At 63.2% G+C, this 24,558-nt stretch carries 24 protein-coding genes and 4 pseudogenes; 5 read left to right on the plus strand and 23 right to left on the minus strand.

The features are described 5' to 3' along the window. Positions 1-123 precede the first annotated feature (123 nt). The 9 genes and pseudogenes from ACWGS9_RS14830 to ACWGS9_RS14870 all read right to left on the minus strand — a co-directional run. Positions 124-831 carry a GntR family transcriptional regulator gene (locus tag ACWGS9_RS14830; protein ID WP_454505961.1) on the minus strand — a complete coding sequence of 236 codons (708 nt, stop codon included), beginning with the start codon at positions 829-831 and terminating at the stop codon, positions 124-126. Positions 832-965: 134 nt separating this feature from the next. After that, positions 966-1,709, minus strand: a complete 744-nt coding sequence (locus ACWGS9_RS14835; RefSeq protein WP_454505962.1) for an aspartate/glutamate racemase family protein — start codon at positions 1,707-1,709, stop codon at positions 966-968. Positions 1,710-1,720: 11 nt separating this feature from the next. Further along, entirely contained in the window at positions 1,721-2,443 is a 723-nt protein-coding gene (locus ACWGS9_RS14840) for an ABC transporter ATP-binding protein (RefSeq protein ID WP_454505963.1), read from the minus strand. Beyond that, positions 2,440-3,219, minus strand: coding sequence for an ABC transporter ATP-binding protein (locus ACWGS9_RS14845; RefSeq protein WP_454505964.1), 780 nt, complete (start codon positions 3,217-3,219; stop codon positions 2,440-2,442). Before ACWGS9_RS14845 ends, ACWGS9_RS14840 begins: the two co-directional genes overlap by 4 nt. Positions 3,220-3,222: 3 nt before the next feature. After that, positions 3,223-4,203, minus strand: a complete 981-nt coding sequence (locus tag ACWGS9_RS14850; RefSeq protein WP_454505965.1) for a branched-chain amino acid ABC transporter permease — start codon at positions 4,201-4,203, stop codon at positions 3,223-3,225. A 7-nt stretch (positions 4,204-4,210) separates the two neighbouring features. After that, positions 4,211-5,077 carry a branched-chain amino acid ABC transporter permease gene (locus tag ACWGS9_RS14855; RefSeq protein WP_454505966.1) on the minus strand — a complete coding sequence of 289 codons (867 nt, stop codon included), beginning with the start codon at positions 5,075-5,077 and terminating at the stop codon, positions 4,211-4,213. 82 nt (positions 5,078-5,159) lie between these two features. Next, complete coding sequence (locus ACWGS9_RS14860; protein WP_454505967.1) at positions 5,160-6,362, minus strand: ABC transporter substrate-binding protein; 1,203 nt, start codon at positions 6,360-6,362, stop codon at positions 5,160-5,162. Positions 6,363-6,618: 256 nt separating this feature from the next. Next, entirely contained in the window at positions 6,619-6,909 is a 291-nt protein-coding gene (locus ACWGS9_RS14865) for a hypothetical protein (RefSeq protein ID WP_454505968.1), read from the minus strand. Between the two features lie 89 nt (positions 6,910-6,998). Continuing rightward, positions 6,999-7,163: pseudogene (locus ACWGS9_RS14870) on the minus strand (RNA polymerase sigma factor SigJ); the annotation flags it as partial. A 143-nt stretch (positions 7,164-7,306) separates the two neighbouring features. Between ACWGS9_RS14870 and ACWGS9_RS14875 the strand changes: the two are divergent. After that, entirely contained in the window at positions 7,307-8,803 is a 1,497-nt protein-coding gene (locus ACWGS9_RS14875) for an HAL/PAL/TAL family ammonia-lyase (RefSeq protein ID WP_454505969.1), read from the plus strand. Positions 8,804-8,872: 69 nt separating this feature from the next. Here ACWGS9_RS14875 and ACWGS9_RS14880 read toward each other — a convergent pair whose 3' ends face one another. The 3 genes and pseudogenes from ACWGS9_RS14880 to ACWGS9_RS14890 form a co-directional block, all read right to left on the minus strand. Then, positions 8,873-9,067, minus strand: a complete 195-nt coding sequence (locus ACWGS9_RS14880; RefSeq protein WP_454506116.1) for an SDR family oxidoreductase — start codon at positions 9,065-9,067, stop codon at positions 8,873-8,875. An 18-nt stretch (positions 9,068-9,085) separates the two neighbouring features. Further along, positions 9,086-9,208 (minus strand): annotated as a pseudogene (locus ACWGS9_RS14885) (SDR family NAD(P)-dependent oxidoreductase); the annotation flags it as partial. Positions 9,209-9,283: 75 nt separating this feature from the next. After that, positions 9,284-10,225, minus strand: coding sequence for a LysR family transcriptional regulator (locus ACWGS9_RS14890; protein WP_454505970.1), 942 nt, complete (start codon positions 10,223-10,225; stop codon positions 9,284-9,286). Positions 10,226-10,510: 285 nt separating this feature from the next. Here ACWGS9_RS14890 and ACWGS9_RS14895 point away from each other — a divergent pair, with 285 nt between their 5' ends. After that, positions 10,511-11,245, plus strand: coding sequence for an SDR family NAD(P)-dependent oxidoreductase (locus tag ACWGS9_RS14895; protein WP_454505971.1), 735 nt, complete (start codon positions 10,511-10,513; stop codon positions 11,243-11,245). Between the two features lie 158 nt (positions 11,246-11,403). Further along, positions 11,404-12,003 carry an NADPH-dependent F420 reductase gene (locus ACWGS9_RS14900; RefSeq protein WP_454505972.1) on the plus strand — a complete coding sequence of 200 codons (600 nt, stop codon included), beginning with the start codon at positions 11,404-11,406 and terminating at the stop codon, positions 12,001-12,003. Positions 12,004-12,145: 142 nt separating this feature from the next. Here ACWGS9_RS14900 and ACWGS9_RS14905 read toward each other — a convergent pair. The 7 genes and pseudogenes from ACWGS9_RS14905 to ACWGS9_RS14935 form a co-directional block, all read right to left on the minus strand. Continuing rightward, positions 12,146-12,256 (minus strand): annotated as a pseudogene (locus tag ACWGS9_RS14905) (nucleotidyl transferase AbiEii/AbiGii toxin family protein); the annotation flags it as partial. Between the two features lie 137 nt (positions 12,257-12,393). Next, on the minus strand, positions 12,394-12,741 hold the full coding sequence (locus tag ACWGS9_RS14910; protein ID WP_454505973.1) for a MurR/RpiR family transcriptional regulator: 348 nt from the start codon (positions 12,739-12,741) through the stop codon (positions 12,394-12,396). A 23-nt stretch (positions 12,742-12,764) separates the two neighbouring features. Next, entirely contained in the window at positions 12,765-13,787 is a 1,023-nt protein-coding gene (locus tag ACWGS9_RS14915) for a Gfo/Idh/MocA family oxidoreductase (protein WP_454505974.1), read from the minus strand. Between the two features lie 39 nt (positions 13,788-13,826). Then, positions 13,827-14,627: a TIM barrel protein gene (locus tag ACWGS9_RS14920; RefSeq protein WP_454505975.1), complete on the minus strand. Its 801-nt coding sequence runs from the start codon at positions 14,625-14,627 to the stop codon at positions 13,827-13,829. 21 nt (positions 14,628-14,648) lie between these two features. Then, positions 14,649-15,449, minus strand: a complete 801-nt coding sequence (locus ACWGS9_RS14925; protein ID WP_454505976.1) for an ATP-binding cassette domain-containing protein — start codon at positions 15,447-15,449, stop codon at positions 14,649-14,651. Between the two features lie 2 nt (positions 15,450-15,451). Further along, positions 15,452-16,573: an ABC transporter permease gene (locus ACWGS9_RS14930; protein ID WP_454505977.1), complete on the minus strand. Its 1,122-nt coding sequence runs from the start codon at positions 16,571-16,573 to the stop codon at positions 15,452-15,454. 131 nt (positions 16,574-16,704) lie between these two features. Continuing rightward, complete coding sequence (locus ACWGS9_RS14935; protein ID WP_454505978.1) at positions 16,705-17,652, minus strand: sugar ABC transporter substrate-binding protein; 948 nt, start codon at positions 17,650-17,652, stop codon at positions 16,705-16,707. A gap of 219 nt (positions 17,653-17,871) precedes the next feature. Between ACWGS9_RS14935 and ACWGS9_RS14940 the strand changes: the two genes are divergently transcribed. Continuing rightward, positions 17,872-18,864, plus strand: coding sequence for a LacI family DNA-binding transcriptional regulator (locus tag ACWGS9_RS14940; protein ID WP_454505979.1), 993 nt, complete (start codon positions 17,872-17,874; stop codon positions 18,862-18,864). A 521-nt stretch (positions 18,865-19,385) separates the two neighbouring features. After that, positions 19,386-19,628 (plus strand): annotated as a pseudogene (locus ACWGS9_RS14945) (transposase); the annotation flags it as partial. A gap of 584 nt (positions 19,629-20,212) precedes the next feature. Here ACWGS9_RS14945 and guaA read toward each other — a convergent pair. The 4 genes from guaA to ACWGS9_RS14965 all read right to left on the minus strand — a co-directional run bounded on the left by guaA (position 20,213) and on the right by ACWGS9_RS14965 (position 24,493). Next, complete coding sequence (guaA, locus tag ACWGS9_RS14950) at positions 20,213-21,787, minus strand: glutamine-hydrolyzing GMP synthase (RefSeq protein ID WP_454505980.1); 1,575 nt, start codon at positions 21,785-21,787, stop codon at positions 20,213-20,215. Between the two features lie 72 nt (positions 21,788-21,859). Next, the gene (locus ACWGS9_RS14955; protein ID WP_454505981.1) at positions 21,860-22,501 is read right to left on the minus strand and encodes a 5'-methylthioadenosine/S-adenosylhomocysteine nucleosidase; all 642 of its coding nucleotides are present in this window, start codon (positions 22,499-22,501) and stop codon (positions 21,860-21,862) included. A 146-nt stretch (positions 22,502-22,647) separates the two neighbouring features. Beyond that, positions 22,648-23,109 carry a PaaI family thioesterase gene (locus ACWGS9_RS14960; RefSeq protein WP_454505982.1) on the minus strand — a complete coding sequence of 154 codons (462 nt, stop codon included), beginning with the start codon at positions 23,107-23,109 and terminating at the stop codon, positions 22,648-22,650. Between the two features lie 94 nt (positions 23,110-23,203). Next, the gene (locus tag ACWGS9_RS14965) at positions 23,204-24,493 is read right to left on the minus strand and encodes an RsmB/NOP family class I SAM-dependent RNA methyltransferase (protein WP_454505983.1); all 1,290 of its coding nucleotides are present in this window, start codon (positions 24,491-24,493) and stop codon (positions 23,204-23,206) included. Between the last annotated feature and the right edge of the window lie 65 nt (positions 24,494-24,558).

A 24,558-nucleotide genomic window follows, 5' to 3' on the forward strand; every position in this document is an offset into this window, starting at 1 on the left:
CGACGCGCTTTTAAGTCCTTGTTTTTATGCATGTCGTTGTCCCAGAACCGCGTACACTTCTGGGCGACATGCATTAGCCGGCTTCCACGGCGGCTCGGCAATCAGTTGAACCGCCTCATCTTCCTAGGCGCGAAGCAGATCCGCCAGGCTGTCGGACTTCTCGACCTTGTCGGTGAGATCCAGTCCTGACAGCAGGTCGACCAGGTGGCTGTTCATCAGGGCGGCGGCGTTGGCGCTGTCGCCGGCCTCGATGGCGTCGACCAGGGCGTGATGGGCGTGCTTCTCACAGGTCGCGTCACGGCGCTTCCAGTAGAGCGCGATGATCAGCGAAGAGTGCGAAACGAGATCGCGGACAAAATTGGTGAACACCGAATGCGCCGCGATCTCGGCGATGCCGACATGGAAGCGCGCCGACAGCATGATGGCATCGCTGTCGCGGCCGTCATGCAGCGCCTCGTGCTCCTTTTCGAGATGCTGGCGCAATTGCACGATGTCGGACGGCACCGCTACTTTGGCGGCGAGCGCGGCGACCTTCGGCTCGATCAGGGCGCGCGCCTCGAACACCTCGCGGGCCTCGATCTTCGACGGCTGAGCGACAAAGGCGCCGCGATTGGGCTCCAGCCGCGCCAGCCGGTCGTGCGCCAGCGCCTGCAGCGCTGCACGAATGACGGTGCGGCTTACCGAATAGATCGACGCCAGTTCGTCTTCCGGCAGCTTGGTGCCCGGGGCGAGGCGGTGGCTGACGATGGCGTCCCTCAGCCCAAAATAGATCGGCGACCAGCGCGCCGCCGGCTTGTCGTCTCGATCTTCTTCCCTGAGTACCGTCAACATACTTTTCGATGCGCGGGCCCCGAAATGGCCCGATCTGCCCCAAATCGCCAGCAGCCCGCCCAATCTAGTATCGCTCGCGCAGCGGTCAATCCCACCTGTCCGGGCGCCGGCCGGTCGTCGGGCAGCAAAGCCGCCTAAACGATCTCGGCTTCCGTGGGCGACAGCGGCGCGAACATGCCGGCGAACCGCTTGCCGCGCGGAGCCGCATAACCGCCGATCTTCGATGTCTTCAAGCCGACCTTGAACAGGCTCTCAGCCAGCGTGACGGCACAGACGACGCCGTCCAGTACCGGAACGCCATGTTCTTCGGACAGACTATGCGCGAGGTCGGCCATGCCGGCACAACCGAGCACGATCGCCTCGGCCTTGTCCTCGCTGATGGCGCGAGCGATCTCATCCGAAATCCGATGTCTCGCATTCGAGCCTGGACGTTCGAGCTCGAGCACGGCGACTTCCGACGAGCGCACCTTGGCGCAGCGCGACGCGAGGCCGTATTTCGCCAGATTGTGCTCGATAGCCGGAACCGAGCGGGCAAGCGTGGTGACGACGCTGAACTTGCCGGCGACAAGGCTCGCCATGTGGAACGCCGCCTCGCCGATGCCGATGACGGGAGCCTCGGTGGCGCAGCGGGCGGCGTCCAGCCCGGTGTCGTCGAAGCAGGCGATCACATAGGCATCGGCCGCCGGCGCCTTGCCCATCTCCGCGATGATGCCGGGTATGGCGAAGACCTCGTCGAAATAGCCCTCGATGCTCGGCGGGCCGTCTGCCGGATTGACGGCGATGATCCGGGTCGCAGCGGAGGCGACGCTTGCCGCCGCCTCGCCGATCTTGGCGGTCATCGATGCGGTGGTGTTGGGATTGATGACGAGTATGCGCATTCCAATCAGCCTCAGATCTCGCCGCCGAGATAAAGACGCTTGACCCGGTCGTCGGTCAGCAATTCGGCGGAGTTGCCGCTCAGCGCGACGCTACCGGTGGTCAGCGCATAGGCGCGCTGCGAGATGCGCAGCGCCATGCGCGAATTCTGCTCGACCAAAAGAACGCTGACCTTCTCGTCGCGGTTGATGGCGACGATCGAGCGGGCAATGTCCTGGACAAGCTTGGGCGCGACGCCGAGCGACGGCTCGTCGAGCAACAAAAGCTTCGGCTTCGCCATCAGCGCGCGGCCGATGACCAGCATCTGCTGCTCGCCGCCACTCATCGTGCCGGCGGCCTGCGAGAAGCGCTCCTTCAACCGCGGAAAGCGCCCCAGCACCATCTCCATCGACGCGGCGATCTCGGATTTGCTGGTGCGCGTGAAGGCGCCCATCAGGAGATTGTCCCTGACCGTCATGAACGGGAAGACGCGGCGCCCTTCCGGCACCATGGCGATGCCCATCTTGACGATCTCGTCGGGGGCGGCGCCGTCGATACGCCTGCCGCCATAGTGGATCTCGCCGGACCGGATCTTGCGAAGGCCGGTGATGGCGCGAAGGATCGACGACTTGCCGGCACCGTTGGCGCCGATCAGCGCGACAGTCTCGCCCTCGTTGACCTCGAGCGAGACGCCCTTCAGCGCGTAGACGTGGTCATAGTAGAGTTCGACATTGGCGAAGTTCAGGATCTGGTTCATAGGCCGATCGCCTCGTCCTCGCTGCCGAGATAGGCTTCGATCACCTTCTCGTCGGCCTGGATTTCCGACGGGGTTCCCTCGGCGATCTTCTGCCCGAAATTGAGCACGACGAGCCTGTCCGAAATCTTCATCACGGCCGGCATGTCGTGCTCGACCAGAAGGATGGTGAGACCGCGCTCGCGCAGGCGCCGCACCATTTCCACCATGCGCATGGTCTCGTCGTGGTTCATGCCGGCGAAAGGCTCGTCGAGCAGCAGGATGGAGGGGTCTGTGGCAAGGCCGATGGCGATGCCTAATGCCCGCAAATGGCCGTGCGGCAGGTTGCGGGCAGTCTCATTGGCGAGCGAGGAGAGACCAAGCAGCGCCAGGATCTCGTCGGCCGAAGCGCCGAAGGCGGCCTCGTCGGCTTTCGCCGCGCCGGTGCCGAGGAAGAAGCCGAAGAGGCTCGCCTTCGAGCGCAAATGGTGCGCGATGATGACATTGTCGCGCACGCTCATATTCTTGAAGATCGTTGTCTCCTGGAAGGTCCGCACCACGCCCCTGCGGGCGGCGATATGCGGGGCGAGGCCGGAGATGCGTTCGCCCTTCAGGCGCACCTCGCCCGTTGTCGGCCGCAGGAACGACGCGATCAGCTTGAACAGCGTCGACTTGCCGGCGCCGTTGGGGCCAATGACCGACAGGATCTCCCTTTCGCGCACCGAAAAGGAAACGTTGTTGACCGCGACGAGACCGCCGAAGCGTTTTGTCAGGCCGGAGACTTCGAGCATTTCGGCCATGGCTCACCCCTTCTTCCGGGTCATTTCGGCAAGGCTGAGCAGGCCGTTGGGCAGCACCAGCATCAGGACGATCATCAGGCCGGAATAGATGAGCAACTGGAACTGACCGGTCTGGAACAGTAGGTCCCAGCCGAAATAAAGCACCAGCGTGCCGAGCATCGGACCGAACACATAGCCGAGGCCGCCGAGGAAGCAGTTCAGCATGAAGTTGACGGAATCGGTGACGGTGAAGCTCGACGGGTAGATCGACTGCGAGATGGCGGCAAAGATGGCGCCCGAAACGCCGCCGAAGAAGGACGACACGGCATAGGCGATGACGCGCAGATAGGCGATGTTGACGCCGATCGAGGAAGCGAGCTCCTCATTCTGCTGCAGCGACTGGCAAAGCTTGCCGATGCGCGAATTGACCAGCCGGTACATGACCGCGAAGCAGACCACCATCAGCGTGGCCGCCAGCAAATAGAAGGCGAGCCGCGAATTCTGCAGCGTGGCGAAATCGGGGATCAGCGTGATGCCGAAGACCGACAGGGCGCCCGGCAACGGGATGCTGACGATGCCCTTGGCGCCGTTGGTGAGCGGCAGCGCCAGGGCGAGCAGGCGCGCCACCTCGGTCAGCACCAGCGTGACCATTGCGAAATAAACGCCGCGCAGCCGAAGGATCGGCAGGCCGATCAGCACGCTGGCCGCGGCGCAGAACAGACCTGCGACGGGGACCGTCAGCCAGAACGACCAACCGTGGTTCATCACCAGGATAGCCGAGACATAGCCGCCCGTCAGCGCATAGGCGCCCTGGCCGATGTTGATGCGGCCGATGTAGAAGGTGAGCCAGACACCGGCGCTGGCGATGCTGAGCAATGCCACCGAGGTCAGCGTGTAATAGAGGTCGAAGCGGCCGCTGGCCGAGATCGCGGCCGGCACGGCGATGAAGACGATCGCGAGGAAGGCGACCACCGCGGCGATCTTCATGTTGCGATTGAGGGTCATGGCGCGATCAACCCCACGGCTTGCCCATCAGCCCGTTGGGTCGGACCGACAGGAACACCATCAGGGCCGCGAAGATGACGAGGTAGGTCACATCGCCATATTCGCGCAGCACGGTGAGGCCGACCGACTCCATCATGCCGAGGATGAAGCCGCCGGCGATCGCACCGCCGACGACGCCGGCGCCGCCGATCATCACCATCAGGAAGGCCTTGATCGAGATCGGTCCGCCGATGCCGGAATTGACGCCGGTGATGGTGACCAGCAGCCCACCGACTACGCCCGCGAGCATGGCGCCCATGGCGAAGCCAATCATCGAATAGCGGTCGACCCTGACACCCATCAGCTGGGCGGCGACGCGATCCTGCGCGAGCGCCCGCATGGCCCGCCCGACCCGACTGTATTGCATGTACAAGACGAAAGCTGCGATGAAGATGATGGCTAAGGCACCGACGACCAGCCGGTCGTAAGGCATGATGATGCCGGCGTCGTTGAAGACGCCCTTGACGATCTTGGGAACGCCGCGCTGTTTTTCGCCGAAGATGAGCAGGATGACGGCGTCGAAGAAGAAGGCGGTGGCCGCCGCGAGCAACATGGTGCTCTCCTCGCGGTGGCTTCGCCTGATGACGGTTCGAAAGAGGAATTTCTCCATCAGCGCGCCGATGACGGCGAGCGTGACGCCGGAGGCGAGCAGCGCCGCCACGAAAGGCAGGCCGAGCTGGCCGTAGACGGTATAGGTGATGAACCCGCCCAGCACATACATCTGGCCGTGGGCGAAATTGAGCACGTTCATCAGGGCGAAGATCAGGGTTAAGCCCAGCGCGATCAGCGCGTATTGGGCGCCGAGATAGAATCCGTTGGCGATGACCTGTTCCATGGACACCTTCGATCTGCCATGGGGTCCGGCCTATTGTCCGGACCCCGCCGCAAGCTGGAGGAAGTGACGCTCGAAGGTAATGCTAGTCGACAGAGCCGACGAACAGGGTCTGGAAAGCGCCGTCCTTGTATTCGTTGACCACCATCGGCACCGAAAGCTGGCGCTTCTGCCCGAAGGAGGTCGAGCCGACATAGCTCAGCTTGGCGTCGCCCTTGAGGAAGGGATTGGGCGCCGTGAAGCTGTCCATGGTCTTCTTGAATTCCGCGACGTCGTTGATTGCCGACGGGTTGGCCTTCAGCGTATCGAGGATGTATTCCAGCGCGTAGACCTTGGTGTTGGACTCGTCGTTGTATTCGCCGAACATCTTGGTGTAGCGGGTGACGAACTCCTTCATCGTGTCGGAGGCAATCTCGGGCGTGGATGCACCACCAACCGAGATGAAGCCGTTGGCGTATTCGCCGGCACCTTCCGCCAGGACCTTGGCGTCCTGCGCCGTTTCGGTCGAGATCAGGCCTTCATAGCCAAGTTCGCGGGCGGCGCGGATGAGCAGCGGCGCGTTGGCCGGCGCCACGCCAGACAAGACCAGCAGGTCGGGCTTCAGCGCGACGATCGGCGTCAGCACCGGTGTGAAGTCGCGTGTGTCGTTCTGGTAGGTGTCGTTCTGGGCGACGATATCGAGGCCGAGCGCCTTGGCCGCCTCGACGCCGCCGTCGCGCTGGCTGAGCGGATCGGATTCATTCGCAGCGACAAAGGCGATCTTCTTCACACCTTTGTTTTCCTTGAGATATTTGTAAATCGCCGGGCCAGACTGGTAGTTGGCGATCATGCCGAGCACTGCATTTGAGGCGGGCTTCTGGTAGAGAGCCTTCGGGAAGGCGTAGGGGAAATAGATGATGCCGTTGGCCTCGGCGACAGGGCGCACCGCGGCGGCGCCGTCATCGACATTCGGCCCGACGACATAGTGGACGCCTTCCTGCGCCATTTTCTCCATGCCGGCGATGGCACGCTTGGGATCCTTCTGGTCGTCGAAGGTGACGATGTTGATATTGTAGGTGTCGTTGCCGATCTTGACGCCGCCGGTCTCGTTGAGCCATGCGGCGCGGGTCTGCATCGAGCGCACGTTCGAGGTGCCCCAGGCGGCCGCCGGACCGCTGGTGACGCCGACAAAACCGATTTTCAGTTCCTTGTTTTCAGCCTGCGCGGACGAAATGCCGACAGCGGCAATGGCCAGGGTCGAGGCGGCGCCGAGCGCCATTGATTTCAGAGTCGAGCGACGGTTGATCATATCTGCAGTTCCCCTTGGTTATCGCGCTTTGTGTTTGGCTCGTAGGCTGCGCGTATAGGGTAAGGGAAACCGGCTGCGGCCGATTGTCAACATCTTTCTTATGTTTTGTATACAATGTTTTGGCGGATGTGTTCGAGCGACCTCTAGCGCCAAACAGCGACCGACGGAAGCCGCCGCTGAGCAGCGTCAGTCGTCCTCGAACGCAGTGAAATGATCGAAGGCTATCGATCGCCGGCCAAGGCGCGGCTGACGACGGCTACTTCCCGCAATGGTGGTCGTTGATCTTGTTTATCGCATTCGCATCCGGTCCGACGCGGTCGTAGGAGCAGGCGCCCGCCGCAGTGGTGGACAGTTGCAGGTCGTAATAGCGCGGACCGCCGAACAACTGGTAGAGGATATCGTCGCTGGCCGGAACGTAGCGCTCATGCTCGACCGCCGGCAGATGACGATGGTGGCGATGATGATGCCGTTCGCCCGCTACCGCCGGGGCGGACATGCTCGCGGCCGTGGCAAGCACGAGAGCGCAGAGAGCTAGGTGTTTCATCATCGACGGCAGCCTTCTGGCGGTTTGGGCCTGCAGCATACCCAAAATCGCCAGCGGCGCAAAAGTTCCCGCACGCGTTGGTCCGCGCACCGTTAATGCAAGTGCCGCAGCTTGTCTGGATTGCGCATGACATAGATCGCCGTGATCTTCCCATCCTCGATGTCGAGGGCCGTGGTCTGCAGCTCGCCGTCGACCTCGAGCGTGACGAAGCCCGGCAGGCCGTTGACGAAGCCGTAGCGGACCAGCTTCGAGCGGTTGTCCTTCAGCCATGGTGCCGCTTATCCGGATCGCCGAAAAGTAACGGCAATCCCGACGGCGGATTTTCGACAATGGCAGGCTCCGATGCCGGATATCCTGCATTCGTTCGGCCACCATTCCCGGAGGCCTAAGGAATAGCCCGATGACAGCTAGAGCGATAATTCTCGACGCCAAGCCGCTCAGCACGGCCGATGTCGCCGAGGTAGCGCGCCGCGGCGCCCGCCTCGTGCTCGGCGAGGAAGCCATGCGCCGCATCCGCGCAAGCCGCGCCCTCATCGAGCATCTCACTCAGCTCGGCAAGCCGCTCTACGGCGTGACCACCGGCCTTGGCGCCTGTGTCGACACGCCGCTTGCAGCAGCCGACCTGATCGCCTTCCAGCACAGCGTGCCGCTCAGCCACTCCATGGGCGCCGGCCCGTCGCTGCCGATCGAAGCGGTGCGGGCACTGATGACCGCGCGGATCTGCGGCATGGCCGCGGGCGGCACCGGCACCTCGGAGGGCGTGGTGCTCGGCCTGGTCGCGGCGCTCAACGCCGGCGTCCACCCGATCGTTCCGAGCTGGGGATCGGTGGGAGCCGCGGATCTTGCGCCTCTCGGCCATCTGGCACGGGCGCTGGGTGGTGACGGCGAGACGGAATATCGCGGCAAGGTCATGCCGTCGACCGAGGCGCTACGGCTCGCCAAGCTCAAACCGCTCGATCTGCGCGAGAAGGACGGCCACGCCATCATCGTCGCCAACAGCCTTTCGACGGGAACGGCGTGCCTCGCCCTTGAAGACGTCGCATGCCTGATCGATTGGTCGCTCGCGGCTGTGGCGCTGAACTACGAAGCCTTTCGCGCGTCGCTCAAGGCCATCGACGAGGATGCCCTGGCGGCGCGGCCGGCCTTTGGCCAGCGCGAGATCGGCGCGAGGCTCAGGGCAGAACTTTCGGGAAGCGGGCTCTGGCAGGAGAACGCCGCTCGGCGCCTGCAGGATCCGCTGAGCTTCCGCTGCGTGCCGCAAGTGTGGGGCGGCCTGCTTCATGCGTATGAGCAAGCCAGGCTGGCGACGGAGATCGAGCTTGGCCATTCCGGCGACAACCCCGTCATCCTGCCCGAGGCCGAGCGCGTCGTTTCCAACGGCAATTTCGACCTGACGGCGTTCACGCTGACCTGGGAAAACCTTGGCCAGGCGCTGGCGCATTGCGCTGTCGGCACCGCCAACCGCTCGATGAAGCTGATGTCGCCGACGGTGGCGGAGCTGCCGCGCTTCCTGTCGGCCAAAGGCGGCAGCCGCCAGGGCTATGCGGAACTGCAGAAGCCGGTCGCCGCGCTCGAAGCGGAGATCCGGCATCTGGCCAATCCGATGTCGCTCAGCCCGCTTGCGATCTCCGACGGCGTCGAGGACCAGTCGTCGATGGCACCGCGCGTGGTGGCCAAGACGGCGGGAATCATCGAGCGCCTGCGCTATATGGTTGCGATGGAACTGATCTTCGCGGCGACCGGCGTGGAATTGCGCGGCGTGCTGGACAGCATGGGCGAGGGCCCGAGGCGCAGCTATGAAGCCGTGCGGGCACTGATCGCCCCGCTCGACGACGACCGCGAGATGAGCGCCGACATGGCGCGGGTCGCCAGGATGGTGGCGGGGCCGCGGCTGTAGAGTGGGCTCAGAGGCCCACTACCACGCTGCGTCGGTCGGCGCGGACGCTCCTTCGGGATGCCCCGGGCGTCAATGGTGGTAGATGCCGCCGTCGACGTTGAGCGCCTGCCCGGTGACGAAGGCCGACAGGTCGGACGCGAAGAACTGCACCGGTCCGACGACATCCTCCGGCGCGCCGAGGCGCTTCAGCGCTGCGACATCCTCCCAATGGCGGATCGCGGCTTCGCTGCCGAGATTGTTCTTGCCCATCTCGGTCAGGATGATGCCGGCGGCAGATTGCGTTCACGGTGACGCCGTCCATGCCGACTTCTTGGCGCGCATATGCGGTAGCACCGCCTGGCACATCATCAGCACGCCCTTGGCGTTGACATCGAAATGCGCGTCCCAGTTGGCCTCGTCGAGGTCCTGGCTTGTTTGTCGTTAAGAGGGCCAGGTAAACGGATTTGTCAACATCTGGGTCGATTGAGCGGCTTCAAGCGATCACTGCTGGGCTTTCGACCGGATTACGGCAAGCGTCGCCGACGACCTGTCGCGCGATATGGACAGCCCCGCCAGAAGCGGAGCGTGTGCGGCGAGCCTGCGGGATACGAACTCCGTGAAGAGCCGCACGCGCTTGGTCTTGCGTGTCTCTCCCTGCGTGAGAAGCCAGAGCGTTCCGTACATGTGCAGGTCGGTGCCCGGCACCCTCACCAGCAGGGGGTCGGCATCTCCGACGAAGCACGGCAGCGTCGTGATCCCGAGCCCTTGCCGTACAGCAACGATCTGCGCCTCGGCGTCCGTGGTCCTGAATGGAACCCCCGTGGTGCGAACCTCACCCTCGCTGGCCCAATCCGGAATTCCATGAATGCTTATGACGATCCACCGGATGGGATCTGGCGCGCCCGCACGCCACGCGGCTAGTCGATTGCAGGACATGTAGATGCCGCCGAACAGCTCCGGTCCCTTCAGGCCGTGAAGATTGAGCGGCAGGGTTTTGCGGTCGTAGACGACGCGGATCGCCACGTCGGCCTCTCGGTTGGTCAGATTTGCCAGCTCGCCGGACGACAGGATTTCCATCTCGATGTCCGGATGCAGACGCGCGAAATCGGCGAAGTCCGGCATCAGCAGGTGTGTCGCGAGGGGCGGTGCCAGCGTCACCCGCAGAAGCCCGCGCACGCTCTGGTCGCGCCCGAAGACACGCGTCTCCAGCTGATGCGACGACGCTTCCATCTGGTTCGCGAGCTCGAGGACCTCTTCGCCCGCAGCCGTCAGGCGGTAGCCCGAAGGCAGCTTTTCGAACATCTGCGCCCCGAGGCGTTCCTCGAGCTGTGCGATGCGTCGCAGCACGGTCGAGTGGTTCACGCCGAGGCGCTCGGCGGCAGCCCGCACCGAGCCTCCGCGCGCGACGGCGAGAAAGTAGCGAACGTCATCCCAGTCGATCATGGTGCAATCCCGCACCGCGGGGTGCGCTTCCCAATACCCGTGTCCAATACCATCGAATAGCGTCTCGTCCTCGGACAAGTGGGGCGGCGACTTTGGCGCCTGGGGGCGTCGCTCACCGCGGACACCGCATGCGTGGCTGAAGCTATTAGCTCACCTGGTTCGATTTTGCACCACCGATGTGCGAACTTCCGCACTGCACGCCTGACGCAGCCGGACCCATTTCAACGTCGACACGATCCCCGGACGAATGCTCGGGGCAACTGAGGAAAGCCGAAAGGATAAGTCATGGGAAAGCTCGAGGGTAAGGTTGCAGTCATCACGGGCGGATCGAGCGGCATGGCGCTGGCGAGCGCCAAGCGGTTCGTTGAAGAAGGCGCCTATGTTTTCATCACGGGCCGGAGGCAGGAGGCGCTCGACGAGGCCATCAGGCTGATTGGCCGGAACGTGACCGGCGTGCGCGGCGATGCGGCCAATCTCGACGACCTCGACCGCCTGTTCGATACAGTCAAGCGGGAAAAGGGCAGGATCGACGTGCTGTATGCGAGCGCCGGCACGGGCCAAGCCGTCCCACTGGGCGAGATCACCGAGCAGCATTTCGATGCGACTTTCGGCCTGAATACGCGCGGCACGCTGTTCACGGTGCAAAAGGCGTTGCCGCTGTTCAACGATGGCGGATCGATCTTCATGACCGGATCAGTTGCTTCGCTGAAAGGTTTTCCTGGTTACAGCGTGTATGCGGCGAGCAAGGCGGCGTTGCACGCATTCGCACGCGGGTGGCTCAACGAGCTGAAGGGCAGGAATATCCGGGTGAACGTGCTGCACCCGGGGCCGATCGCCACACCGATGCAGGACCAAGTTCTCGACGAGGAGGGGAAGCGGATGTTCGAATCCCTGATCCCGCGGGGAACGATGGGGCGTCCTGAGGAAATTGCGACGGCCGCGCTGTTTCTTGCTTCAGACGATTCGAGCTTCGTGAATGGGCTGGAGTTGTCTGTCGACGGAGGCTTCTCGGCCATCTGAAATCGCGCCGGATCACGGGAAGTGGCTGATCGGCGGGAACTAGCACGTCCATGGTGGAACGACCGGGCGTCTACGCAAAGGTCGCCACACGGCAGAATGGATAACCCGGCGCCATTGAAGGCCGGGGAATCAATACCAACACGGATCGGAGAAGCATCATGAGCTACGCGATTGTAGGATTCGGTAAGATAGGCCAGGCCCTCGCCCACGCCTTCGCCCGCAAAAACATCGACGTGACCGTCGCAAGCCGCCAGCCGCCCGAGGCGTTGGCGCCGCAGGCCCGGGCGATTGGACCCACGGTCGTCGCCAAGTCGCTGCGGAAGGCACTCGAGGCCGACACGATCATCTTGGCAATCCCGTTCTGGGAGCACCGCGAGGTTGCGAAGGCTCTGCCGAACTGGGAAGGCAAGACAGTCATCGACGCGACGAACGCGTTTCCAGCCCCTGAAGAGCTCGACGGTCTCCCGTCCTCCGCTTTCGTCGCGAAAGCGTTCACCGGCGCCAAGCTCGTGAAAGGATTCAATCACCTGATCGCGGCCACCCTGGCCGCCGATCCGATCGTCGAGGGCGGCCACCGGGTCGTCTTTCTGTCGAGCGACGACGAGGACGCGATCGCTCCCGTGGCGGCCTTGGCCAAACAACTCGGGTTCGCACCCGTCAAGCTGGGAAAGCTCAACGAGGGTGGCGCGCTGGTGCACGCACGCGGCCGCGTTTGGGGCCAGCTCATCTTCCAGGATTTGTTCAAGAAGGAGCAGTAATCGGTTTACGACCGTGTGATTTGGCCCGAGAAGTACGATCCTAAAAACGTCTGCCATCTCCTCAGTATCTATTGACCGCAATCGATGGCTCACGAATCGCTTCGGTATCCGCTTCTATCCTATTCTATCCACAGCATCCCGTGGGAAAGTCCAGCATGGATGGACAGTCCAGCATCTCCGCGACGGGCTCGATCGCGTCGCCGAAGCCAATGTCGATCGTCAGACTGATCCGGGCGCCACTAATCCGAGGAATTGCAACATTCTCTGAGAATAATGGAAGACCCATCGGCATTCATGTTGCGATCTCTTTGCAGATGCAGCGCTGCATACTCGAACCAGCCGAGAAAAATCCTTCAGGATTCGAGACCCGGAGGCACTAGACTGCCGGTCTCAGGCGGCGTTGGGGTGTTGGTTGGCTATGGCGCCCAAGGCGGACACCTGCGGTTCTGCTCGTCTGGCGTCAATTTCATGACGCCGGCGCAGCTCCTCGCGGAAAACGCTTCTGGCCTCCTTCAAGCTGCGTTTACCGAGTAGTCTGGCGAACCTGGCGACGGTCGTTTTCGAGACGCCGGTGCGGGCAGCAATCTTGTCCGCACTTTCAAAGGCCAGAAGGTCAGGATGCTCGAACGCGACGCACGCCAGTTTCTCGACCTGCGGCGGGAAAACAAGCTCGCGACAAGCAACCCATTTTTTCAGGTCCGCGAAGGTCGCAGACGGATTGGTGCCGTGATCCGACATGTCCCCCACCTTCACGCAATCCGTCAGATTTCGCTCATCGATACGGTGCGCCTCTCTTCCACCGACTTGATGCAGGCAAGAGCGATTGCAAGTGCGGTGCGCGCGTCCTGACCGGTCGGTCCTTTGACCACGCCGCTGCGAACCGCGCCGACGAAGGCGGCGAGCTGCGCGGTGTAGCCATGCACGAAATGATCGGTGTCGCGCCGCCAGGTGTCGCTGGAGACGCCGTTCTTGTCGAACAGGGTCATGCTCGAGCGGCGCACGTCGCCCATGGTGATCATGCCGCCCGAGCCGAACACTTCGCCGCGAATGTCGTAGCCGTACATGGCGGAGAAATTGGCTTCGGCCACGGCAATCGAGCCGTTGTCGAAGCGGATGGTGACGACCGCCGTATCGTGGAAGCCCTTGTCGCTGAAATCGGGGCGCACGAGCGCGTCGGCGATGGCGGTCACCTCGACGGGCCTGGCATTGGCGTTGAGCCAGACAAGCGTGTCGAAGTCGTGGATCAGCGTCTCGTAGAAGATCGTCCAGCGCGGCGTCCTTTCCGGACTGCCGCCATAAGGGCCGGGATCGCGCGTCAGCGACCGGATCAACTGTGGCGTTCCCACCTTGCCCGCATCGATGGCGGCGCGTCCTTCGGCGAAAGCCTGGTCCCAGCGACGGTTGAAGCCGACCTGCAGTGGCACGCGGGCACTGGACGCGGCGCCTATGACGCGATCGACCTCTTCAAGGGTCAGCGCCATCGGCTTTTCGCAAAAAACGGCCTTGCCAGCCTCGGCCGCCTGAACGGCAAGGCTGGCGTGGAAGCGCGCCGGCGAAGCAATGATGACGGCTTCGACCGCCGGATCGGAGAGCACTACCGAGACGTCGGTCACTGCGCCGGGTACGTCCAGCTTTGCGGCGAGCGCTTCCGCCGCGCCCTGGGCCGGGTCGGCGATCGCGACCAGATTTGCGTCGACAAGCCGGCGCACAACGGTTTCGGCGTGGAAAGAACCGATGCGGCCAGCCCCGATCAGGGCGATATTCACAGGGCGTTGGGCAGGCATTTGATGCTCCGAAATTCGAACGTTGAGAAAACGGCGGACTTAGACGGTGAAAGCCTGGCGGAAGCGGCTGAGCGCCAGCTCGTCGTCGCCCGACGGCCAGGCTTCCATTCCGATGACGCCGCGATATCCCATCTGGTCGAGAGCGCGGGCGATGGCTGGATAGTTGATTTCTCCGGTGCCCGGCTCGGTGCGGCCGGGAACATCGGCCACCTGGATCTCGCCGATGTGGGGAAGCGCGAGGCGGCAGAGTTCGATCAGATTCCCTTCACCGATCTGCGCGTGGTAGAGGTCCAGATTGAGTTTGAGCGACGGTCGGTTGATGGACGAGACGAGCGCGATCGTGTCGGCCGCCCTGGCGAAAGGTGTTTTCGGGTGATCGACGGCCTCGTTGAGGTTTTCGAGGACGAAAGTCACGCCTTCCCGCTCGCCGAGATCGGCGATGCGCTCGAGCGTGTCGCGGGCCTTGAGCCACATCGCGCCGGTCACCACCTCCGACTTCACGACCGGAAGACCCTGCCCGTCGAGCCCGGTGCCGTGCAGGTTGAGTCGCGGGCAGTTCAGTTGCTTGGCGACAGGAATCGAGAGTTTCGCCGTCCTGATCAGCTCGTCCGCGCCGGCGTCGTCGGCAAGTGTCCCGGCGACATAGCCGGTCATCGAGGAAAATGAGGCACCGGACTTCGCCAGCGCCGCTATGTCGTGCTTCGTCCAGTCCCAGATTTCGGCGACGAAACCGAGTTCGGTGATCCGCTTGAGACGGCCGAGCACGGGCAACGAGCGGAACACCATTTCAGCGCAAACCGCCAAGGTGAAGGGTCCCGAAGTTGCCGGAGGCGTTGTCATCATCAATATCCTGTTTCGAGGTTAGATCGTGCCGCCGAGTTCGTCGGACAGGGTCTGCAGTTCCTTGCCGCCGGCCATCATGTTTTGCAGCTCATCGATACTGATCTCGCCTTTGGCGCAGGTGCCCAGCGTCTTGCCGCGATTGAGCACGGTAAAGCGGCTGCCGACGGCATAGGCATGGCGGACATTGTGGGTGATGAAGATCACGCCAAGGCGCTTCTGCTGCACCTGATGGATGTATTTCAGCACCATCGAAGTCTGAGCGACGCCAAGCGCCGATGTCGGTTCATCGAGGATCAGCACCTTGGCGCCGAAGTAGACGGCGCGCGCGATGGCCACGCATTGCCGCTCACCGCCCGAGAGCGTGCCGACCGCCTGATTGGGATCGCGGATGTCGATGCCGATCTTGCGCATCTCCTCATGCGTCACCGCGTTGCAGTGCTTGAAGTCGATGTGACGGAATGGCGGGATGCCTTTCAGCGGCTCGCGACCCATGAAAAAATTGCGAGTGATCGACATCAGCGGGATCATTGCGAGGTCCTGGTAGACCGTGGCGATGCCGGCATCGAGCGCGTCGCGAGGGCTGTTGAACGTGACGGGTTTGCCTTCGACGAGGAAGTCGCCGCTGGTCGGACGGACCACACCGGAAAGCGTCTTGATAAGCGTCGACTTGCCGGCGCCATTGTCGCCGAGCAGACACAGCACTTCGCCTTGCGAAACCTTCATCGAAACGCCCGAGAGCGCGATGACGGAACCATAGTGCTTGACGACGTTGTTGACCTCGATGACGGGTGGCGAGGTCACTGTTTTGCTATCTGCCATGATCAGCGCTCCCCTGTCACCTTGCGGCGGATGAAGTTGTTGAAGAGGACGGCCAGAAGCAGCATCGAGCCCAGGAACACCTGGAACCAGTCGGAATCGAACTGGGTATATGTCAGGCCGATGGAGACGAGGCCGAAGATGATGGCGCCGAAGAAGGCGCCGATCGCCGAACCATAACCGCCGGTCAGCAGGCTGCCCCCGATGACAGCGGCGATGATCGCCTCGAACTCTTTCTGGAAACCGCGGCGCGCATCCGTCGAGCCGGCATCCAGCACGGTGATGATGGCAACAAGTGCAGCCGCGCATGCCGTCAGGGCGAAAAGCCCCGTCTTCACGCGGTCGACCGGCACGCCGGAGTTTCTCGCGGCAACGGGATCGCCGCCAGCGGCGAAGATCCAGTTGCCGACGCGCGTGCGCAATAGCATCCACGTGGCGAGCCCGGTAATTCCGACGAACCAGAGAACGGAGACCGGCACGCCCGTCACCTTGGGCACGCCATTGTCGAATTTCTCGATGAGATCGAGTTCAGCCAGCCAGTTGAACAGAGGCTGGAATGCGACACCCGAAAACACCTGTTTCAGCAATCCGTCGCCAACGACATCTTCTATTCCGCGCAGCTGCGTCGAGCCACCCGTCGCCCATTTGAGACCGACCAGGGTCAGGCCGCGCAGGATGAACAGAAAGGCTAGTGTCACGATGAACGACGGCAGCCGCGTTCGGATGACGATCTGTCCGTTGACCGCGCCCATGAAGGCTGCAAGCAGCAGCGTGAAGATGATGGAAATCCAGAGCGGCTGGCCGAAATTGGTCAACAGCGCGCCGAAGATCAGGCCGGCGAAGGCCACCATGGAGCCGATCGAGAGATCAAACTCGCCGCCGATCATCAAGAGCGAGGCGGCGATGGCGAGGATCCCCAGTTGCGACGCCGGCGCCAGGATGGTCATCAGGCCGGAAAGCGAGAACATCGAGGGGTCGGCGGTGAAGAAGAAGAACACCACCACCAGGACGAGCCCGGCGACGGCGCCGAGTTCGGGCCGGCGCATCATATGCGTGAGAAAGCCGACCTGCCGGACCCGTTCGTCGGATTTTGCGGCAACGGCTGTTTTTTGTTCGATTTGAGCCATGATTCCTCCTCCCATAGCGTGCTGCCGAAGCGGCGGTACCCGACGGTACTGATCTTTCGTCTGGCAGGCCGAGCGCCCTCCCCGAAACCGGGGAGGGATCTTCGACAATCACGGGACGCGGTAACGCTTGATCATCGGATGCCCTTGGCTGACAGTTCGACGACCTGCGCCGCCTTGTCCTTGGTGATCAGGTTCGGGCCGGAAGGCACGTTGCCGCCAGAGATCAGGCCGTACTTCGCATAGTTCGCCAGGAAGACGACGGGCAGATATCCCTGCAGGAACTGCTGCTGGTCGATGGCAAAGGCAGCATCGCCGGCCGCGACCGCCTTCAGGAAATCCGCCGAAAGGTCGAAGGTGGCGACATTGATCTTGCCGATCTTGCCGACGTCCTTGACGGCGGCCAGCGACGGTTCGCCGGCGGTGCTGGCACCAAGCGCCATGATGGTGTCGATGTCGCCGTTCGCGCTCAGCGACGCCTTCACTTTGGCGCGGACGTCGGCGGGATCATTGGAAACCGGCAACACCTTCACGTTGCCCTCGAAGCCATCGCCGAAGCCCTTGCAGCGCTGGTCGAGCGCGACATTGCCGACTTCCTGGTTGACGCAGATGGCCGTCTTGCCGCCCATTTCCTTCAACTTCATTCCGGCCGCCTTGCCGGCGCTATACTCGTCCTGACCGACATGCAGGAGGGCACCGAGCGACTGCGAGACATCGGAGCCGGAGTTTATCGAGATGACCGGAATCCCGGCGGCAACCGCCTTCTTGATCGACGGCCCTAGCGCGGAAGCGTCCGGAATCGAGACGATCAGGCCGTTCGGCTTCTGGTTGACGGCCGCATCGATCAGCTGGCTCATCGCCACCATGTCGAACGTCTCGGGCGCGCGATAGTCGACCTTGACACCGACATCCTTGGCGCCCGCCGTCACACCATTCTTGACCACGGACCAAAACGGATCGTTGGCCTGCCCGTGGCTGACGACGACGATCTTGACGTCCTTCGCCGAAGCCATCTGGGCGCCGCTCATCAGGCCGCCGAGCACGGCCGCGCCGAAGGCAAGCTTCCTCAATATCGATTTCATTTCGATTCCTCCAAATGGGCGCGGCTTTGCGGCGCCCCTCCTCCATGTTTCGGCGCATTCACATGTGCCGGTGCTCCCGTCTGCCTACCAATCATGTCTTTGCTACCGGTAGCAAACGTAGATATTCATAACGGAGGGGGCAAAGGAATGTCAATGTTCATTTCATTTTGCAAAAAAATGAAATAGGCGTTCCATATGGCGGCGCAGACGGGAAGAGCGATGACCAAGAGGGCGACTGCAAGAGACGTCGCGGAACAGGCGGGAGTCTCCAAATGGACGGTCATCCGCGCCTTCACGCCGGGGGCTTCGATCACCGAAACCAGCCGCGCCAAGGTGATGGCCGTCGCCGAGAAACTGAACTACCGGCCCAACCTTCTGGCCCGAAGCCTGGCGACCAATCTGACGCATCAGGTCGCCGTTCTCGTCGACGACTTCGAGAATCCCTACAAGCTGTCATTCCTCGAGCGGCTCACCCTGGAACTTCAATCGGAGGGTCTGGTTGCCGTCCTGATCAACATCAATGAGCACTTCGACCACGTGCATGCGCTTCTGAACGCCGACCAGCGCCAGCTCGATGCGGTGGTCATGTGCGGCACCGCATTCAGGACGGAAATGCTGCAGGATATCAGGCTGGACGGAGCGGCCCCGATGTTCGTTCTCGCGCGCGACAGCCAGATCCCGGGTGTGCCCGCCATCAACTGCGACACGACATTGGCGATCAACGAGCTATGCACGCATCTGCATAAACAAGGATACAGGCGACCTGGCTTCATGGCCGGAGCAAAGACGCTATCGACCGCGCTTGGCCGCCAACGGGCGTTCAAGGCATTCTGGCAGCTTCACGGCATCGAGGAGGTTCCGGAACTGACGGCACACTCCTACAGCGCGACCTCGGGCGCGGCCGCCACACGGGACTATTTGAACGAAGTGTCGCCGGCAGACCGTGTTGATGTTCTCCTGTGCGAAAACGATGTCCTGGCTTTCGGGGCGATGGACGTCATCCGCAGCGAGTTCGGGTTGAGAGTGCCGGTAGACATCGCCGTGGCGGGATTCGACAACACGCTGTTCGCTGCCGCGCCAGCCTATGATCTCACGACCTACGAACAACCCATCGAGGCGATGGTGAAGGCGACCGTCGGCATGATCCTGGGCCGCGAGCCCAACAGGACCGTAACTATGCCGGGACGATTGGTCGTGCGCGGATCAGCTTGACGACAAGCAGGGCGTCCGGCAGCGCCACGCGTGCCTTAAGGGCTTCGGTGAAGAATATCAGGTGTTGCTTATGTGCTACAGCGCATCCCTTTAGCCACATATAAGCTGTTGCGGGCGCTTGCTGGACCCATAGGCGGACCGTCAGCGAAAACGCTGTGAAAAGGTGAAACCCATGAAGAAGACCTACGAAAAGCCTGTTCTAACGAAGCGCGAGCGCCTCGGGACTGTGGCCGCAGCAGCCGTCGTCCTTTCGGGACCGCCGGCCTGAGTCGCGCCACACGGGGGTGGCACGACCTTATTGTTCGTCGCTGTCGTTTTCGTCGGATTGGCTGTTCCGACTTGCGTCATCCGCTTGTTCTTCGACATACGCTTGGCAGCCTTCGTTGAACGATCGACTGTCCCCATCGCAGTCCCGCTCGCCAGCGATGTCATTCCTTGCCGCCCAATCGTAGCCGGCCTCATGCCCAGAGCAGTCGTCAGTACAATCGTAGCCATGGAATGTCTCTTGGGCGTTTGCCGGGGTGCGCCGCGGTGGGCGCATCGTCTCGGTCGCCGTCATCATCGCCGTCGGCGTCAACGCGGACGGCCGGCGCGAGGTCCTGGGCATGGGGATTGGCGCCTCGGAGGCCGAGCCTATCTGGACGGAGTTCCTGCGCAAGCTGACACGTCGCGGCCTGCGCGGCGTCAAGCTCGTCGTCTCCGACGCGCACGAAGGCCTCAAGAGCGCCGTCACCAAGGTGCTGTGCGCCACTTGGCAGAGGTGCATGTGCGGTGCCGGCAAGGGCGTCGACAAGGCCGAAGCCCTGGAGTTCCGCTTCGACAAGCGACCGGCTGAGTCCGGCGCTGGTCAGTCGCCCGGCTAGGTCGATTCGAAACGTGGCCTAGCGCGCCCCCCTCGGCGTAGCGTCCGAGTCGGAGGTTAGGGGCTTGCTGTTCGGCTTCGGTCATTTGTTTGCGGCCCTGTCCGCCGTCCACGGGACACCGGCAATCACCTCGTTGCAAGACGGGGTTGTTTCGTCTTCGGGTCTCAATGCCTTGAGGGCGGCGTCCGTCAGCGTCCGTATTGCCTCCTGAAAAGTACCGTCAGCGCAATTTCACGGGCTCGTGGCGGAGATTTCCTTTTATCTTCAATGCGTTAAGGCAAAAAAGTACCGTCACGAGCCTGATTGGCCGTGACGGTACTTTCAAAAACTTGTCCGAGCAATATGCCGAAGGTCTGTCAGTCAGGCAGCCAAAGCCAACTCGGCGCGCCGATAGGCACCGATTCCCTTAGAGAGGATTTATTTTTGCTTTCAATGGCTTGCGTCGCATTTCGGCGTAGATTCGGCGGCGTTTGGGTAGGCCAAAATCATTCCCACTCGATGGTTCCAGGCGGCTTCGACGTCACGTCGTAGACGACCCGGTTGATGCCCTTCACCTCGTTGATGATGCGGGTGGCGGCGGCGCCGAGGAAGTTCATGTCGTAGTGATAGAAGTCGGCCGTCATGCCGTCGACGGAAGTGACGGCGCGCAGCGCGCAGACGAATTCATAGGTGCGGCCGTCGCCCATGACGCCAACGGTCTGCACCGGAAGCAGCACCGCGAAGGCCTGCCAGATGGCGTCGTAGAGGCCGGCCTTGCGGATCTCGTCGAGATAGATGGCGTCGGCCTCGCGCAGGATCTCCAGCTTCTCGCGGGTGATGCCGCCCGGGCAGCGTATCGCAAGGCCGGGGCCGGGGAAGGGATGGCGGCCGATGAAGCTTTCGGGCAGGCCGAGCTCCTTGCCGAGCGCCCTCACCTCGTCCTTGAAAAGCTCCCGCAGCGGCTCGACCAGCTTCATGTTCATGCGCTCGGGCAGGCCGCCGACATTGTGGTGCGACTTGATCGTCACCGACGGGCCGCCGGAGAAGGAGACGCTTTCGATGACGTCGGGATAGAGCGTGCCTTGCGCGAGGAAATCGGCGCCGCCGAGTTTCTTCGCCTCTTCCTCGAACACCTCGATGAACAGGCGGCCGATGGTCTTGCGCTTCTTTTCGGGATCGGCCTCACCTTCCAGCGCCGAGATGAAGCGGTCCGAAGCATCGACCAGGATCAGCGGCAGATTGTAGTGCTGGCGGAACATCTCAACCACGCCTGCCGCCTCGTCCTTGCGCATCAGGCCGTGGTCGACGAGGATGCAGGTCAACTGGTCGCCGATCGCTTCATGGATCAGCAGCGCCGCGACGGAGGAGTCGACGCCGCCCGAGAGCGCGCAGATGACCTTGCCCTTGCCGACCTGCTTGCGGATCAATTCCACGGCGTGTTCGCGATAGGCGCGCATCGTCCAGTCGCCCTCGATGCCGGCGATGTTGTGGACGAAGTTCCTCAGCAGCCTCGCGCCATCCGGCGTGTGCACCACTTCCGGATGGAACATGATGCCGTACATCTTGCGCTCGATATCGCCGAAGATGGCGAAGGGCGAGCTTTCCGACTTGCCGAGCACCTTGAAGCCGGGCGGCAATTCGATGACGCGGTCGCCATGGCTCATCCACACCTGGTGGCGCTGGCCGGGCGCCCACAGGCCTTCGAACAGCGGGCTGTCCTTCTCGATCTCGACGAAGGCGCGGCCGAATTCGCGATGGTTGGAGCTTTCGGCGACGCCACCCATCTGCACGCAGAGCGCCATCTGGCCATAGCAGATGCCGAGCACCGGCACGCCCGCGTCGAAGACGATCTGCGGGGCGCGCGGGCTGCCGATGTCCGTGGTCGAAGCCGGACCGCCCGACAGGATCACCGCTTTCGGATTGATGCGCTTGAAGGCGGCTTCCGCCGATTGGAACGGCACGATCTCGGAAAAGACGCCGCTCTCGCGGATGCGGCGGGCGATGAGCTGCGTGAACTGGCTGCCGAAATCGATGATCAGGACAGTGTCGGGCAGAACGGCTTTGGGATTGGCTGTCGTCATGGCGAGCCTTTAGAGAAAGAAACGAGTCGACGCAATGGGCTCGGCGCTGCGGCTTTCAGTCCTTTTCCAGCTTTAAGCGAGGCGGACCGCGCCGGATGCGATCGCCTGCTCCAGGAAGCCGACGGCAGAGGCCAGCTTCTCGTCGATGACGTGCAGATATTCCGTCCAGTCGTTGACGTGCCTGAGATCGGCGGCGCCATCGGAAATGCCGCGCAGCCCGATCAGCGGCACGCCGAACAGCTGGCAGGCGCGCAGGCAAGCGAAGGTCTCCATATCGACCATGTCGGCATCGATGGCGTCATAGGCAACACCGGAGATGATCGCGCCACCGGTCGAGAGCGCGGCGGTCTTGATGCCCGGAATAACGAAGGGCAGCGGCACCGCCACCGGCAGGTCGAGGAAAGGCGTCGCGCCCTTCTCGAAGCCGAGCGGCGACGCATCCATGTCGCGATAGCTCACCGACACGGCCTGGTAGATTTCGGCCTGTTCCAGCTTGCGGCTGCCGGCCGAGCCCAGCGAAACGATCAGGTCGGGAAGCGCTCCTTCGGCCTTCAACGCCGCAAGCTCGGCGCCCAGCCTGACACCGGCCTCGACCGGACCGACGCCGGTCATCAGCGGCGTGAGCAGGTCCTTGAGGTGCGGGCCGTATTCAGCCTCGACCGCCATGACGAAGAGAACGGATTTGCCCGACAGGCGCGACATTTTGACAGTCATGACGACGCTACCCCCCTATTTGTTGCCACGAAAGGGAAAGGGGGCAACGTGCCGCTCGCCGCCTGGCGGCCCTTCGCCATGGCTCCGGACGTTCGCCGCTCGAAAAGCCCATTTGGGGGCTTTTCGTCCGCTGCGCGGACCGCTCCTCACCCCTCAATCCCGTCGCGGCCGACCACCGTCATCATCGTGCCGGTCATGGTGGCGATCAGCTTGGCCTCGCCATCGGCGGCGAAGGCGTAAGCCTGGCCGTCGGCGACGATGATGGTGCGGCCGGGCTTTGTCACCGAGCCGCGGAAAAGGAAGCGCTCGCCCCTGCCCGGCGCCAGAAGGTTCACCTTGAACTCGATGGTCAGCACGCTGGAATTCTGCGGCATAAGCGAAAAGGCCGCGTAGCCGCAGGCGGAGTCCAAAGCTGTGGAGATGACGCCGGCATGCAGGAAACCATGCTGCTGGGTGAGCGAGGCCGAGTACGGCATCTCGATCTCGATGATGCCGGGCGTCACCAGCGTCAGCTCGGCGCCGATCGTCGCCATTGCCTCCTGCCGGGCAAACGACGCCCTGACGCGTTCCTCGAAGTCGGAAGCGGGTACGATCTTGGCTGCTGCCATGGCGCTTTGCCTCATATTTGCTGGCGAAGCTTATTGCAGAGCCATGCAAGACAGGCAATCTTTTATGTTGCAGCGCAACAAAGGCCAGATGTCCTCAAGCAGTCCTGCGCAAGGCATGGAGATAGAACCCGTCGGTGCCGCTGAGCGCCGGCGACAGCGAGATCCCGCCGGTGCCGGCAATACGCGCGGCTCCTTGATGGCCGGGCAAGCGGCTATCCCAAAGCTGGCGATGATCGACCGGCGCAAAGCCGTCATGGCGCGCGCGAAAAGCCGCGACCTGCTCGCCGTTTTCGGCATCGAACACCGAACAGGTGATGTAGACCAGCAAGCCGCCGGGTTTGACGAAGGCCTGCGCCGTATCGAGGATCGCCTGCTGCTCTCCCTTTCGGGCGTCGAGCTGCCTTTCCGTCAATCGCCATTTGGCGTCGGGGCGCCGCCGCCAGGTGCCGCTGCCGGTGCAGGGCGCGTCGATCAGCACGAGGTCCATATGGTTGGTGAGCGGCGCAAGCTCCGCAGGTTTGCTGACGACCTGGACGTTGCGGTTGTGCGAGCGGCGGATGCGCTCGAAGATCGGCGCCAGCCGCACCTTCTCCGCATCATGGGCAAAGAGCTGGCCTGTATTGCCCATCTCCGCCGACAGCGCCAGCGTCTTGCCGCCGGCGCCGGCGCAATAGTCGAGCACCTGCATGCCGGGCTCGGCGCCAGCGAGCGCCGCGGCAAGCTGTGAGCCCTCATCCTGCACTTCGAACCAGCCTTTCTGGAAGGCCGGCTCGGCCTGCACGTTCGGGTGACGGCCGTCGCCGTCGATCGGCGGGATACGGATGCCGTGCGGCGCGATTGCCGCGGGCGCCGCGCCCGTACCCTGGAGCTCGGCCAGCACCTTGGCGCGATCGGCCTGGAGCGTGTTGACCCTCAGATCCAGCGGCGGGCGCTGCGCGAGAGCCACGCCTTCCTCGACCCAGGCGTCGCCATAGGCTTGCTCGAGCAGCGGCGCGCACCAGTCCGGCACATCCGCCCGCACGGCCTCGGGCGCCTCGTCAAGCCTGCGCTCGGTCGCCGCCTTCAGCTCGCCGGTGCCGAGCAGCGGCGGTGCGAATTTGTCGCCGTCGAGGGCGTCATTCAGCGACTGCGCAGTCTGCCCCCATTCCAAGAGAAGCGCGCCGAAGCCGATGGCGCGCGGCGTGTCCTCGCCAAACAGCCAGCCGGCCGAGCGTTTGCGGCGCAGCGCGTCATAGACGATGTTGCCGATCGCCGCGCGATCGCCGCCGCCGGCGAAGCGATGCGACAGGCCCCAATCGCGCAGCGCGTCGGCCACCGGCCGGTGACGCCGGCCGATGTCTTCCAGAACCTCTATCGCCGCCGCCAGCCTTCCGCCCAGTCGCATCCCGTTTTCCGCTTACACCACAAAATTAGCTCCAGCCCGCTCTTAAAGCGTTTCAGGCCAGGATT

The organism is Mesorhizobium sp. Arg314, from assembly GCF_053714275.1.